This is a genomic window from Xanthobacter lutulentifluminis (assembly GCF_043194675.2).
Classification (GTDB): domain Bacteria; phylum Pseudomonadota; class Alphaproteobacteria; order Rhizobiales; family Xanthobacteraceae; genus Xanthobacter.
In genome coordinates this window covers 4,171,331-4,185,085 of record NZ_CM195525.1, presented here as the reverse complement: position 1 = coordinate 4,185,085, position 13,755 = coordinate 4,171,331, and the positions used below count along the sequence as shown (strand labels likewise).

General features: G+C 70.3%; 14 protein-coding genes. 2 read left to right on the top strand and 12 right to left on the bottom strand.

The window, feature by feature from the left end; translation table 11 throughout:
• The first annotated feature begins 78 nt into the window (after nucleotides 1-78).
• Entirely contained in the window at nucleotides 79-381 is a 303-nt protein-coding gene (locus V5F49_RS19510) for a hypothetical protein (RefSeq protein ID WP_394114941.1), read from the top strand.
• A gap of 18 nt (nucleotides 382-399) precedes the next feature.
• Here the strand turns inward: V5F49_RS19510 and V5F49_RS19505 are convergent, their stop codons facing one another.
• Complete coding sequence (locus tag V5F49_RS19505; RefSeq protein ID WP_394114940.1) at nucleotides 400-1,542, bottom strand: MFS transporter; 1,143 nt, start codon at nucleotides 1,540-1,542, stop codon at nucleotides 400-402.
• Between the two features lie 433 nt (nucleotides 1,543-1,975).
• Between V5F49_RS19505 and V5F49_RS19500 the strand changes: the two genes are divergently transcribed.
• Nucleotides 1,976-3,619 (top strand): DEAD/DEAH box helicase, encoded by a 1,644-nt coding sequence (locus tag V5F49_RS19500; protein ID WP_394114939.1) that lies wholly within the window; start codon nucleotides 1,976-1,978, stop codon nucleotides 3,617-3,619.
• A gap of 224 nt (nucleotides 3,620-3,843) precedes the next feature.
• On the opposite strand, the gene V5F49_RS19495 is transcribed toward V5F49_RS19500, so the two are convergent.
• The 11 genes from V5F49_RS19495 to V5F49_RS19445 form a co-directional block, all read right to left on the bottom strand.
• Nucleotides 3,844-4,302 (bottom strand): TfoX/Sxy family protein, encoded by a 459-nt coding sequence (locus V5F49_RS19495; protein WP_394114938.1) that lies wholly within the window; start codon nucleotides 4,300-4,302, stop codon nucleotides 3,844-3,846.
• Nucleotides 4,303-4,318: 16 nt separating this feature from the next.
• Entirely contained in the window at nucleotides 4,319-5,095 is a 777-nt protein-coding gene (locus tag V5F49_RS19490) for an ATP12 family chaperone protein (protein WP_394114937.1), read from the bottom strand.
• A 60-nt stretch (nucleotides 5,096-5,155) separates the two neighbouring features.
• Entirely contained in the window at nucleotides 5,156-5,887 is a 732-nt protein-coding gene (locus V5F49_RS19485; RefSeq protein WP_394114936.1) for an HAD-IA family hydrolase, read from the bottom strand.
• Entirely contained in the window at nucleotides 5,884-6,582 is a 699-nt protein-coding gene (locus V5F49_RS19480; protein ID WP_394114935.1) for a zinc ribbon domain-containing protein, read from the bottom strand. The genes V5F49_RS19485 and V5F49_RS19480 overlap by 4 nt, the downstream gene beginning before the upstream one ends.
• Before the next feature lie 208 nt (nucleotides 6,583-6,790).
• Nucleotides 6,791-8,605, bottom strand: coding sequence for a TRAP transporter large permease (locus V5F49_RS19475; protein WP_394115376.1), 1,815 nt, complete (start codon nucleotides 8,603-8,605; stop codon nucleotides 6,791-6,793).
• 160 nt (nucleotides 8,606-8,765) lie between these two features.
• A complete protein-coding gene (locus tag V5F49_RS19470; RefSeq protein WP_394114934.1) occupies nucleotides 8,766-9,389 on the bottom strand; it encodes a TRAP transporter small permease subunit in 624 nt (207 codons plus the stop codon).
• 206 nt (nucleotides 9,390-9,595) lie between these two features.
• Nucleotides 9,596-10,300, bottom strand: coding sequence for a hypothetical protein (locus tag V5F49_RS19465; protein ID WP_394114933.1), 705 nt, complete (start codon nucleotides 10,298-10,300; stop codon nucleotides 9,596-9,598).
• Complete coding sequence (locus V5F49_RS19460; protein WP_394114932.1) at nucleotides 10,297-11,388, bottom strand: RluA family pseudouridine synthase; 1,092 nt, start codon at nucleotides 11,386-11,388, stop codon at nucleotides 10,297-10,299. Before V5F49_RS19460 ends, V5F49_RS19465 begins: the two co-directional genes overlap by 4 nt.
• A gap of 87 nt (nucleotides 11,389-11,475) precedes the next feature.
• A complete protein-coding gene (crcB, locus tag V5F49_RS19455) occupies nucleotides 11,476-11,871 on the bottom strand; it encodes a fluoride efflux transporter CrcB (RefSeq protein WP_394114931.1) in 396 nt (131 codons plus the stop codon).
• A gap of 283 nt (nucleotides 11,872-12,154) precedes the next feature.
• Nucleotides 12,155-12,385: a hypothetical protein gene (locus V5F49_RS19450; RefSeq protein ID WP_394114930.1), complete on the bottom strand. Its 231-nt coding sequence runs from the start codon at nucleotides 12,383-12,385 to the stop codon at nucleotides 12,155-12,157.
• 59 nt (nucleotides 12,386-12,444) lie between these two features.
• Nucleotides 12,445-13,755: a replication-associated recombination protein A gene (locus tag V5F49_RS19445; protein WP_394114929.1), complete on the bottom strand. Its 1,311-nt coding sequence runs from the start codon at nucleotides 13,753-13,755 to the stop codon at nucleotides 12,445-12,447.

Below are 13,755 nucleotides of genomic sequence, written 5' to 3'. Positions count from 1 at the left end.
CGCCGATGCGGCGAACGAGGGGGGAGCGTCATGGGGTGTGGTGAGACGAAAAGGAACCGGGCGGGACGCGGGGTGCAGATGGCGCTCGCCGCCAGCCTCGGATTGGCGGCGCTGCTGCCGGGCGCGGCGCGGGCGCAGTCGTTCGGCAACGACGAGCAGTCCTGCGTCTATTACGGCTACTGGGCGGTCTCCGTCATCTATCTGGCGGCGAGCCAGGGCTGCGACTGGAAGCGCGCCAACGAGTGGATAGACCCCATGCGCCACGCCAAATGGTGCATGGGCCAGTCGCCGCAATCCATGTCCAAGGCGCCGCAGGTCCACCGCAATGGCGTCGCTGCCCGCTGCGCCAAGCAGGGCGCGTCGGTGAAGATCAACATCTGACCGGACGCTGCCGCGCCCTCAGCGGCGCGGCACCAGCCGTCTGGCGGGATAGGCGAGCCCGATCATTCCCACGCCGGAGATGGCGAACACCGCCGCCGCGCCGGTGACCGCGGCCAGATGGGCCAGCGCCACCGCGCCCACCGCCTGCCCCACGAAGAAGGCCGAGGCGAACAGCGAGACCGCCGATCCGCGCGCCTCGGGCGCAAGCTCGGTGGCGAGGATCTGCAGCACGTTGTGGATCATGTAGAAGGCGAAGCCGCCTGCGGCGAACAGGGCGACCACCACCGACAGGTGCGATTGCACGGCAGCGCCGATGAACAGCACCCCAAGCAGCGCCGCACCGATGCCCACCATGCCGCGCAGGCCCAGCCGGCGCACCAGCACCGGCACCGCGAACGAATAGAACGCGCCGCCCACGGCAAAGGCCGCGATCACCAGTCCCGCCTCGACCGCATCGCCCAGCGCATGCTCCACCATCAGCGGCGCCACCAGCGGAAAGGCGCCGAAGCTCAGCGCCCCTTCCACCGCCACCACCGCATAGACGCGGATGGAGAGCGGGTTGCGCAGCACGGTGCCGTAGCGCGCCAGCGAGGTCCCGAACGACAGGCGCTGCGGCGCCTGCTCCTCCTTCAGGCCCACCATCGCCGCGACGGCGGCGAGCACGGCCACCGCGAAGGCGGTCCAGAACACCGGGCGCCAGCCGGCATATTCGGCGATGAACCCGGCGGCGGCCGAGCCCACCAACTGGCCGAGCACGAGCGCGAGCAGCACCCGGCTCAGCGCCAGCGGGCGCCGGTCGAACGGCACGCGGTCGCCCACGGTCGCCAGCACCACCGGGATGATGCCGCCCGCGAACGCCCCGGAGAACACCCGCGAGGCCAGAAGCTCCCAGTGCCCCGGCACCAGGGCGGAGACCGCGAGCCCCACCGACAGCATGACGAGGTTGAAGCGCACGAGCCGCACCTTGCCGACCGCATCGCCGATGGGGCCGAACAGCAACTGCATGGTCGCGTATGGGAAGGTGAAGGCACCCGCCAGCAGCGCCACGTCCTGCATGGTCACCTTCAGGTCGGCGGCCAGGATGTTCAGCATGGGGTCCACGGCGCGCATGGAGAAGGCGCTCGCGAACGCGGCGAGGCCGAGGACGAGGAGGAAAGGCATCAGGATCGGCCGTCGCGGGGAAGTCCGCCCCCGCCCCGGGGAGGCGTGGACGGGAGGGCTGTGGTTCGGTCAGGCAGGCCGGCCGCCAGCGGGGCCGGCAGGACCAACCCCATCCGTGCGGCGTCATGACCAGCCGGTCAAGATGGCGCCCCCCGGCACGGCTGCATGGCTTGCCGGCAGGTGCATTCGCCTGCCGCATGGCTTTGCGCCCGGATTCTGTGCAGTTCGCAGGTACTTGCGCACGTTGAGCGGAAAATTCCCGGCCATTCACCGGCGCGGCCGGGAAAACATTGACACGACGCACAATTTTCTTATGTTGCTCTGCGTCGTCCGAGATATGTCGAATCCAAGCGCGTCGACCGACGACCACTCGTCTGAGCCCGTACGGCACGGGACGTTCGACCCCGGCGCGCCGCCGCATCATACAGATGCAATGTCATTTTCCGAACTCGGCCTGAGCGAAAAGGTTCTCTCGGCGGTCGCAGACACTGGCTACACCCAGCCGACGCCTATCCAGGCCCAGGCTATTCCCCATGTGCTCGCACGCCGTGACGTGCTCGGCCTGGCGCAGACCGGCACGGGCAAGACCGCAGCTTTCACGCTCCCCATGCTCACCCTGCTGGAGCAGGGCCGCGCACGCGCCCGGATGCCGCGCACGCTCATCCTGGAACCCACGCGCGAACTCGCCGCACAGGTGGAAGAGAACTTCGTCCGCTACGGCAAGAACCACAAACTGAACGTCGCCCTGCTGATTGGCGGCGTTTCCTTCGGCGACCAGGATTCCAAGCTGCTGCGCGGCGTGGACGTGCTGATCGCCACCCCCGGCCGCCTGCTCGACCATGTGGAGCGCGGCCGGCTGCTGCTCTCCGGCATCGAGGTGCTCGTCATCGACGAGGCCGACCGCATGCTGGACATGGGCTTCATCCCGGACATCGAGCGCATCTGCAAGCTCGTGCCGTTCACCCGGCAGACGCTGTTCTTCTCGGCCACCATGCCGCCGGAGATCCAGCGCCTGGTCTCGCAGTTCCTCTCCAACCCGGTGCGGGTGGAGGTCTCCAAGCCCGCGTCCACCGCCACCACGGTGACGCAGCTTCTGGTCGCCTCCGGCCGTGAGGACTACGAGAAGCGGGACGTGCTGCGCGAGCTCATCCGCAATTGCGAGGGGCTGCAGAACGGCATCATCTTCTGCAACCGCAAGCGTGACGTCGCGGTGGTGCACCGCTCGCTGCAGAAGCACGGCTTCAACGCCGTCTGCCTGCACGGCGACATGGACCAGCACGCCCGCATCAAGGCGCTGGACCAGTTCCGCACCGGCGAGGCCAACCTGCTGGTTGCCTCCGACGTGGCCGCCCGCGGCCTCGACATTCCGGCGGTGAGCCACGTCTTCAACTATGACGTGCCGCACCACTCGGAAGACTATGTCCACCGCATCGGCCGCACCGGCCGCGCGGGTCGTTCCGGCACCGCCTACACGCTGGTGACGCACCTCGACACCAAGTCTCTGAGCGCCATCGAGAAGCTGATCGGCAATCCCATCCCCTGGAACGGCGAGCCGCTGGGCGATGCCCCGCCGGCCTCCGAGCGCCGCGAGCGGCGTGGCGAGGAACGCCTGCGCGGCAAGCGCCGGGTGGAGAAGGAAGGCCGCAGCGAGCGCGAGCCGCGCCGCGAGCGGGAACGAGACGGCAAGTCCGCCGAAGGCAGGTCCGCTGAAGGCAGGTCCGCTGAAGGCAGGTCTTCAGAGGGCAGGTCCTCAGAGGGCAGGTCTTCAGAAGGCAAGTCGTCCGAGGGCAGGTCGCAGGAAGGCAAGTCTGCGGAAGGTCGCTCCGGCGAGCGCAGGTCGTCCGAGGGTCGGTCGTCCGAGGGGCGGGGCGAACGCCGGTCCGAGGGTCGGTCCGCCGAGCCCCGCGTGGAGGCCGAAGCCCGCGCCCCGCGTCCCGAGCGCGGCCGTCGCCCGTCCCGCGAGGATGGCGCCGAGGAGCGTCCCGCCCGTCGCGAACGGACGCCCGCCAACGAGCCGGCGGACATGTCCCACCTTCCCGCCTTCCTGCTGCGCCCCGTGCGCGTGAAGGCCGGCTGAGGCGGCTTCGTCCGCAAGGACTGCGAGCTGAAAAGGCGGCGGGCCAGTCCCTGCCGCCTTTTTTCATGCCCGTTTTCATGCCCGCCGCAGCCGATCATCGCCCGCGCGGAACAGCCTGCCTCGGTGAAATCGGCGGACGGCCACACGGCGCGGGCGCGCCTTCGCACGCCCGTCCGCCGCAGGAAGCGCTGCCGGTGCCCTTGGCGGCGCGCCGGACGCTTCCCTCAATCGCCTTCGACAGGTCGACGCCGGGTGCCCGGGCGCCGGGCGCGGCCGGCGGTCGGCGCACGTTCCGCGGCTTCGGCTGCGCCATCGCCCGAGGATGCGGCTGCGCGCTTGCGCGACGGACGCCGGGCGGGGCGCTCTTCCGCCGCCGCCTGGGCCAGCATCAGCGAGCGGCGCGCGAGCGCGGCGAGGTCGTCGGCATCATCCAGCGCGGCCTCGGGCACGGACCAGAAGCCGCGCATGGTGCGCACGGTGCCCTGCGCCTCGTAGCTGAACGGCCCGGCGCCACGCCGCTCCAGCTCGGCGGCGAAGGCGGGGTCCGCTTTCAGGTAGATGGTCCCCGCCACCTCGATGGCGAACATGAGCCCCTCGGCATAAAGCCCGCTGCCGCCGAACATGCGCCGCGCCTTGACCGGGGCGAAGGCGGCGAAGAGGTCGGCGATCTCGTCCGCATCCATGCCGCCGGCTCCGTGATCAGCCGAGGAGGCCGATGAGCCGGGCCGCGGCATCCATCTCGGTGCGACGGGCGGCGCGGCGGTGGGCGGCGACCTCGTCCTCGCCCCACTGCTCGCGGTTGAAGTCCTCATCCACATGGGCGGCCGCCCAGGCGGCATCCACGTCCAGCGCGCCTTCCGCCACCGCCAGCGCCAGCAGCGCCGAGCCGGTGAGCGTCGTCATGGAGTGGATGGCGGAGAGCCGCAGCGGCTCCAGCGGCACCAGCGAGGCGACGCGCGCGAGGGCATCGGGCGGCTGCGTCACGTGCTGCACGCCTTCGGAGAGGAAGAAGCGGGCATCGTGGCCCGCATTCATCCAGTCGAGCACCGGATCCCAATGGCGCGCCTGGCGGTCCACCAGCTTCTGCGGGCCGTCGGCGCGATAGAACAGCATGTCGGTGCCGGCATAGCGCACCACCTCGTCCCGCACCGCCTCGGCCTCGGGGCCCACCCGGTCGAGCGCCACGTTCACGAGGCGGGTCAGCGGCATGAGGAAGGGGTTGATCTCGGTTTCCTGCGCCGCCCATTCGGCGGCCATGGCCTCGGCCAGCGCGCGGGTGGGCGCGCGCAGCAGGCCGCGCGCGGGCGTGCGCACCGGGCGGCCGTCGAGCAGGATGGTGAAGCCGTCGTCGGTCTCGCCGACGCTGACGTCGGTATAGAAGCGCTTGGGCAGCGGCGTGCGCTGGGCGGCGCGGGCACGGGCGACCGGATCATCTCCGGGGACGTTCTCCTCAAGGCCCTCCAACAGATCGCGCATGGGATGCCCTTTCACCCTGTTCGCCGGCGGCGCGCGTGCGGGCGCGCCGGCTCCGTCACATCAGACCTGCGAGCCGATCGGCGCGCGGCGGCGGGCCAGTAGCTCGGCAATGGCGTCCGGCACATCGCGGAAGCGGTGGACGACCCGGTCCGCGCCCGCCTGCTCCAGATCGGCCACCTCATGATAACCCCAGGCCACGCCCAGCGCCGAGGCCCCGGCCTGCAGCGCCATGGAGATGTCGTAGGTGGTGTCACCCACCACCACCGTCTCCTCCGGGCGCGCGCCGATCTCGCCCATGGCCTGGAACACCATGGCCGGATGGGGCTTGGACGGCGCGTCGTCGGCGGTCTGGATGGTGGAAAACCAGCCCTCCATGTCGTGCGCCTTCAGCACCCGGTCGACGCCGCGCCGCGCCTTGCCCGTCACCATGCCCAGCACCACGTCGTCGCGCCGGCGCAGGGCGTCCAGCACGTCGCGGGCATCCTCGAACATGGGCTCGGGCGGCTCGGCGTTGCGCAGGCGGGTGAAGGCGGTGCGATAGGCATCCACCAGCGCCGCGACCGGATAGGCGCGATCGCCCTGCGAGAGCATGCGGAACGCCTCCGGCAAGGACAGCCCCACCACCGAGAGCAGCCGCTGGCGCTCCGGCAGCGCGACGCCGTGGGCGGCATGGGCATCGCGCATGGCGGCGACGATCATGTGCTGGCTGTCCACCAGCGTGCCGTCGCAATCGAACAGCACCAGCGTGAGCGCGGGCGAGCGGCTGGGCACGGCGGCGGGATCTGCGGTCATTTCTGCGTCATCTGCTGGGTCGCCACGTCATAGATCCAGGTGAGGCCCGAGGGATCGACGAACAGGATCTGCCGGAAGCCGCGCTGCTCGCACTGCTTGGGGAACGGCCCGGCGACGATCAGCTCCGCCGCCGTCTTGGCGGGGAAGTTGAACTTGATGGTGAGCGTGGTCGCATCGTCGCCAGAGGTGGTCACCGTCAGATCGAGACCGTTCTGGGCGAAGCTGTCCTGCTTGCTCTTGGCGAACGCGCGGCGGGCGTTGGCGTCGGCGGCGGGCGGCACGATGGGGCCATTGACGGTGGGCAGCGGCAGCGCCGCATCCTGCCCCGGCGCCTGTCCGGCGACGCCGGCCTGTCCGGGCACGGCGGGCGGCTGGGCCGGCTGCCCCTGAGGCGCCTGCCCTTGCGCGGCCTGCCCGGGACCTGCCTGCCCGGGGGGGACGGCCGGCGATCCGGTCTGCGGCGCGGGGGCCGTCGCCTCGGTCGCGGGCGCGCCGGCGGAGGGCTCCGAGGGCGGCGCCGACATCACCCACCACACGAGCCCGCCGGCCACCAGCGCCACCGCCGTGCCGCCGAGCCCGACGACGAACGGCATCAGGAAGCTGGTGTGCAGCTTGCGGCCGCAGAAGGGGCAATGGGCCTCCTCCGGATAGACCTGCGCCCCGCAGCCGGGACAGAAGTCGGGCCTGGGGTTCATTGCATTCTCCTCCGCACACGCGGCGCGCCGTACCGCCGCGAATCGGCATGGTGGATCATTCTCCACAGATGCACGAGGCGGCGGCCGGCGTCATTCCGTCCGGTGCGTCATGTCCAACCGGAATATGCCCTTAGCAGGGCAAGGCGGGCAGCATCCGCCGCCAGCGCCCCGGATGGCGGAGCATCCGGAGCGCTCGGTGCCCGCTGCGCTATTTCCCGAAGCCGAGGTCGAGGGGCGGCGGCGAGGTGGCGTCGAGGCCGGGCGAGAGGTTCTCGAACTGCTGCTGGATCTGCTGCTGGTCGAGCTGCACGCCGCCCGACTTGTAGTGGGTCACCATGCCCGGGAACAGGATGATGAGCGCCACCATGACCAGCTGGATGCACACGAACGGCACCGCGCCCCAGTAGATCTGCCCGGTGGTGACCGGCTGCATCACCTTGCCGGTGACGCGATCGATGTACGGCACCTTGGCCGCCACCGAGCGCAGGAAGAACAGGGCGAAGCCGAACGGCGGGTGCATGAACGAGGTCTGCATGTTCACCGCCAGCATCACGCCGAACCAGATCAGGTCGATGCCGAGCTTGTCGGCCGCCGGCCCGAGCAGCGGGATGATGATGAAGGCCAGCTCGAAATAATCGAGGAAGAAGGCCAGCACGAACACCAGCGCGTTGACGGCGATGAGGAAGCCGGTCTGGCCGCCGGGCAGCGACACCAGCAGCTCCTCCACCCACTTGTGCCCATCCACCCCGTAGAAGGTGAGCGAGAACACGCGCGCCCCGAGCAGGATGAACAGCACGAAGGCCGAGAGCTTGGCGGTGGAATAGGTGGCCTGCCGCATCAGGTCGAACTTCAGGCGGCCGCGGGCGAAGGCGAGGATGAGCGCGCCCACCGATCCCATGGCGCCGCCCTCGGTCGGGGTGGCGACGCCGATGAAGATGGTGCCGAGCACGAGGAAGATGAGCGCCAGCGGCGGCACCATCACGAACACCACCTGCTCCGCCAGCTTGGACAGCAGGCCGAGGCGGAACACGCGGTTGATGACGGCGATGACGAAGGCGATGCCCACCGTGGCGGACATGGTGAGCACCACGTAGTCCGCGCCGAACTTCACGCCGCTCTCGGTCATCAGCACGATGCCGCAGCCCACTGCCAGCGCCAGCGTGATGAACAGCGAGGGCGTGAGCAGCCGCGCCGTGCCGGACAGCACGAAATACAGCAGCACGAACGCCACCGCGCCCCACACGACGGCGTTGGCGATGCCCGGCAGCAGGCCGGCGGTGAGCGCGGGCAGGCCGCCGGTGGCCACCAGATAGGCGAAGCCCGCCGCCGCGATGGCGCCGAGCACGCGGGAGGGGCCCACCTTCTGCTGCGGATCGCGCAGGGTCTGCGCCTCCAGCGGCAGGCCGGGGGCGGCGCCGGGGAAGAAGGAGGAGACGATGAAGATATAGACGGCGTAGAGCCCGGCCAGCAGCAGCCCGGGCAGGAACGCGCCCTCGTACATGTCGCCGACAGAGCGGTTCAGCTGGTCCGCCATCACGATCAGCACCAGCGAGGGCGGGATGATCTGCGCCAGCGTGCCCGATGCGGCGATGACACCGGAGGCGACCCGCCGGTCATAGCCGTAGCGCAGCATGATGGGCAGCGAGATGAGGCCCATGGAGATCACCGAGGCCGCCACCACGCCGGTGGTGGCCGCGAGCAGCGCGCCGACGAAGATCACCGCATAGGCGAGACCGCCGCGGATGGAGCCGAACACCTGCCCGATGGTGTCGAGCAGGTCCTCCGCCATGCCGGACCGCTCGAGGATGAGGCCCATGAAGGTGAAGAACGGGACCGCCAGCAGCACCTCGTTGTTCATGGTGCCGTAGACGCGCTCGGGCAGCGCCTGCAGGAACTTGGGCTCGAACAGGCCGAGCCAGATGCCGATGACGCCGAACACGAGGCCGTTGGCGGCCAGCGAGAAGGCTACCGGGTAGCCGAGCAGCAGGAACACCACCAGCGCGCCGAACATGATGGGCGCCATGTTGTGGATGAACCAGCCGCGGAAGCCGGGCTCGGCGGCGAACGCCACGTCCGGCAGGGCGACGGCGAGGACGAAAGCGAGAAGGAGGGCGGCGGCGGCGAGGCGCGCCTTGAAGGGGCCGGCCTTCAGCGGGCGAAAGGTGAGCATCTGGGCCGCTCCGTCAGTTCTTGGGCGGGGTGGCGGAAGGGGGTGCGTCCTGAACGTCGGCGACCGACAGCAGGCGCTCGGCCTCGGCCGCGAGCGCGGCATGGCTACCGCCCTCCCCCTCATGGGGATCCTCCATCCGGCCGGTGAAGATGGCGACGCGCTTGATGAGCTCGGAAATGCCCTGCAGCGTCAGGAAGAAGAAGCCCACCGGCACCAGCAGCTTGGCCGGCCACTGCGGCAGGCCGCCGGCGTTCAGCGACTGCTCGTTGATCTCGAAGGAGGCGAGGAAGAACGGCCAGGACGTCCACAGCAGCAGGATGGAGAAGGGCAGAAGAAAGAAGATGTGGCCGAAGATATCGATGCCGTCGCGCACCCTCTTGCGCAGGCGGGAATTCACGATGTCGATACGGATGTGCTCGTTGTCCATCAGCGTCCAGGACGAGCACAGCAGGAACACCGCCGCGAACAGCACCCATTGCAGCTCCAGCCAGGCGTTGGAGCTGAGGTCGAACAGCTTGCGCACCAGCGCGTTGCCGGCCGAGATGAGGATGGCCGCCAGGATCAGCCAGGAGGCGAGCTTGCCGATGCGGGCGTTGACGGCATCGATCCCCCGGGCGAGGGCGAGCAGGGCTGACATTTAAATCGTTTCCCTTGGGCACGGCCGGAGCGGGCTCCGGGATCGCTTCTTCTTTGGCCATCGGGCCTTGGCGCGCACCATAGGGGAAGATGACGCGACTTCAAGCCGGAGGCCGTTACCGGCGCGCCCAAGGCAGCGGAAGCGCGACCAAAGTCTAAGCCGGCAAGCAAGGGCGGTAGCCGGGAGGGTGCCGGCCGAGGGGCCCGTCAGCGCGGCGCCGGCGCATCCGGCCAGGGCGGCGGGCCCGGGAGCACGGCACCGGGCCGGAATCGCCCGGCCGCCCGGTCCCACACCAGCGCCTGCCCGGTGCCGGCGACCGGGCTCGGCGCCACGCACCACACGGCGAGGTCCGTGCCCCGGCGCGGCAGGAGGGTGATGGCGCGCCCCAGACCCTCGAACGCGGCGGTGGTCTCGTCCACCTCCTGCGGCTCGGTGTGGCACAGGGGTTCGTCGAGCGTGGGCATCACGCGGTCAGTCACGAGGTTCCAGCGGCCGGAGGCGTGGGAATAGAATCGCACCCGCCCGCCGAACGGCACCCCGCCCCGGCCCGCCCGCTCGCTGAGGCCGAGCAGCGGAGCGCCCTCGGCATCGAACCACACTGCCACCTCGGTCACGAAGGGTGTCGCCCCGTCGCCATCGCCGCGATCGTCGATGCGCAGGTAGTCGGTGGCGGGATCAAGCGTGAGCGTGATGCGCGCGCGGGGGCCGTAGAGCCGCCCGCCGGAGGCGGTGGCGGCGGCGCCCTCGCCGGCGATCTCGTAGTCCGGGAAGCCGTTGGCCTGGGCGATCTGCAGGTCGCGGAAGAGATAGAGCACGCCGTCCTCCGGCGCGCGGCCCGGCTGCGCCTCCGTGGGCATGGCGATGGCGGCCAGCGCCGCCGCGAGCACCCACCGGAGCGCCGCCCGCCTCATGCCTCCGGCGCCTCCAGGATGGGATCGTACTGGGAGGCGTCGAAGCCGAGGACCGCAAAGGTCTGCGTCATGTGCGGCGGCAGCGGCGCGGAGACGTCGATCATCCCCTGCCCGCGCGGATGGGGAATAACCAGCCGGCGCGCCAGAAGGTGCAGCCGGTTCTGCAGGCCGCCCGGCAGCTCCCAGTTCTCCACGTTGAAATACTTCGGGTCGCCGAGAATCGGGTGGTGGATGTGCGCGAGATGGGCGCGCAGCTGGTGGGTGCGGCCGGTGACCGGCTTCAGCGACAGCCAGCTCATCTTCTGCGCCGCCTGATCCACCACGGCATAATAGGTGATGGCGTGGCTCGCCTCGTCCTCGCCATGGCGGGCGACGCGCATCTTCTCCTCGTCCTCGTCGCGGGCGAGATAGGTGGAGATGCGGCCCTGCCGCGGCTTCGGCACGCCCGGCACCACCGCCCAGTAGACCTTGCGGGCCTCGCGCGAGCGGAAGCTCTTGGCCAGCACCGAGGCGGCAAGGCGCGACTTGGCGATGAGCAGGCAGCCGGAGGTGTCCTTGTCGATGCGGTGGACGAGGCGCGGCTTCTGCCCGTCCCGGTCCTTCAGCGCTTCCAGCAGCCCGTCCACGTGCCGGTAGGTGCCGGAGCCGCCCTGCACCGCGAGGCCGAACGGCTTGTTCAGCACCATCACGTCCTTGTCCTCGAACAGGGTGATGGATTTCAGGAAGGCGCGGTCTTCCTCCAGCTTGCGGGCGGCCGGATCCTTCGCCGCGCGGGGCTTGGCGGGAGAAGCGGCGCCGGGCCCGGCCTCAGCCGAGCGGGCCTTGCCCGCATCCCCGCCGCCACCGGACGCCGGCTTGCCGGACGGCGCGGCCTCGCCCTCGTCGGGACCGAGCGGGGGAATGCGCACGCTCTGGCCCGGGGCGAGGCGGGTGGAGGTCTTCACCCGCCCCCCGTCCACGCGCACCTGCCCGGTGCGCACCAGCTTCTGCAGGTGACCGAAGGAAAGATCGGGGTAATGCACCTTGAACCAGCGGTCGAGGCGCATGTCCGCCTCGTCCTCGGCCACGGTCTTGGTCGCGACGGCCATGGATCGGAAAGTCCCTTGGGATCGGAAAGTCCCTTGAGCGGGCCCCCTGCCCGTCCGCCGCAGCAATAGAGCAAGCCGCGCCGCCCGTCACGTCAGCGCGCGCATGAGCCCTATGCCGGCGAACACCGCCGCGAACGACAGCACCACCGAGCCGGTGGCGTACAGCGCCGCCGCGCCATAGGCATCGCGTTCCACCAGCGCCAGGAAATCCAGCGAGAAGGTGGAGAAGGTGGTGTAGCCGCCGAGGATGCCGGTGGTGAGGAACAGGCGCATGGTCTGGTTCCAGAACTCGCCGTCCTTGAAGGCGAGATAGCCGGCCATGACGCCCATCAGGAAGCTGCCGGACACGTTGATGAAGAAGGTCGCGAAGGGAAATCCCATCCCCAGCAGCTTCGGCACGGCCATGTTGATGAGATGGCGGATCACGCCGCCGAGGCCGGCGCCGAGGAACACGACGAGTGCGGGAGGCAAGGCGAGGGTCATGGGCGGTTCCGGAACAGGCTCACGAGCGCAGACGTCGCGCGGCATGAAGGGCGGCGAGTATGGTGATGCCATCTCGGTCCGCGCGATAGATGACGAGATAGGATGTTCCCGCGATAGTCAGTTGCCGCGTGCAGGGCACGATGCCCGCAGGTGCGGACAGGGGGCACGAGGACGGCGCGCTCGATGCGCGCCATCAGTCGCCCTGCGGCTGCCGGACTCTCGGTGGCGACGTGGCGTCCGATCTGCCGCAGGTGCCCGAGCGCACGGGCGCGGAATGTGATTCTCATCCGCGGAAGCGGGCGAAGAAGGCCTCCACCTCCTCGGGCGCCGCATCGGGCTCCCCATCCTCCAGCGCGCGGCGGACTTCCTCCTCCTGCTCGGGGGTGAGGACATAGACCGCGCTCTCCGCGCCCGAGGCCTCGATCACATGGAGGAACTCGCGGGCGAGCGCATCCTGCTCCGCCTCGGGCAGAGCTTCGAGCTTCTCTATGAGTTCGCGCAACAGCCGGGTCATGGTCGCCTTCGCGAGGTCGGCCCCTTCCCCGGCACCATACAGGAGCGCGCCCCCACCCGCTATTTCTCCCCCCGCTCGGCTCGCAGGCGGGCCCAATAGTCCATGCGCTTCCTGATCTCCCGCTCGAAGCCGCGTTCCACCGGCCGGTAGAAGCTCTGCCGGCCCAGCGCCTCGGGGAAATAGTTCTGGCCGGAGAAGGCGTCCGGCTCGTCATGGTCGTAGCGGTAGCCGGTGCCGTAGCCCTCGGACTTCATGAGCTTGGTGGGGGCGTTCAGGATGTGCTTGGGCGGCATCAGGGAGCCGCCTTCCTTGGCGGCGCGCTTGGCCGCCGAGAATGCCTTGTAGACCGCATTCGACTTGGGCGCGGTGGCCACATAGACCACCGCCTGCGCCAGCGCGAGCTCTCCCTCCGGCGAGCCGAGGAAATCGAACGCCTCCTTGGCCGCATTGGCGACCACCAGCGCCTGCGGATCGGCATTGCCGATGTCCTCGATCGCCATCCGCACGATGCGCCGGGCGAGGAACAGCGGGCTTTCCCCCGCATCCAGCATCCGCGCCAGATAATAGAGCGCCGCGTCCGGGTCCGAGCCGCGCACCGACTTGTGCAGGGCGGAGATGAGGTTGTAGTGGCCGTCCTCGCTCTTGTCGTAGATGGGCGCGCGCCGCTGCACCACCTCGGCGAGGCCAGCGACATCGAACACCTCGCCGGGCCGGGCGGCGCGCCACACCTCTTCCGCCAGAGTGAGGGAGGCGCGGCCGTCGCCGTCCGCCATGTTCACCAGCGCCGCGCGGGCCTCTTCCGTCAGTGGCAGGGGGCGGTCCTCAACACTCTCGGCCCGCGCCAGCAGCCTGGCGATGGCCTCGGCATCCAGCGCCTTGAACACCAGCACCCGCGCCCGCGAGAGCAGCGCCGCGTTCAGCTCGAACGAGGGGTTCTCGGTGGTGGCGCCCACCAGCGTCACCGTGCCGTCCTCCATCACCGGCAGGAAGCTGTCCTGCTGGGCGCGGTTGAAGCGGTGGATCTCATCCACGAACAGCAAGGTGGCGCGCCCCGTGAGCCGGCGGGCGCGGGCCTGCTCGAACACCTTCTTCAGGTCGGCGACGCCGGAGAAGATGGCGGAGATCTGCTCGAAGGCGAGGTCGGTGGCGGTGGCGAGCAGGCGCGCCACGGTGGTCTTGCCGGTGCCCGGCGGCCCCCACAGGATGAGCGAGCCGAGCGAGCGCGCCTCCAGCATGCGCGTCAGCACGCCGTCGGCGCCGACAAGGTGATCCTGCCCCACCACCTCGTCGAGCCGCGCGGGGCGCAGCCGGTCCGCCAGCGGGCGCGGCACCCCCTGCGACAGGCCGGCGGCCTCGAACAGGTCGGCCAT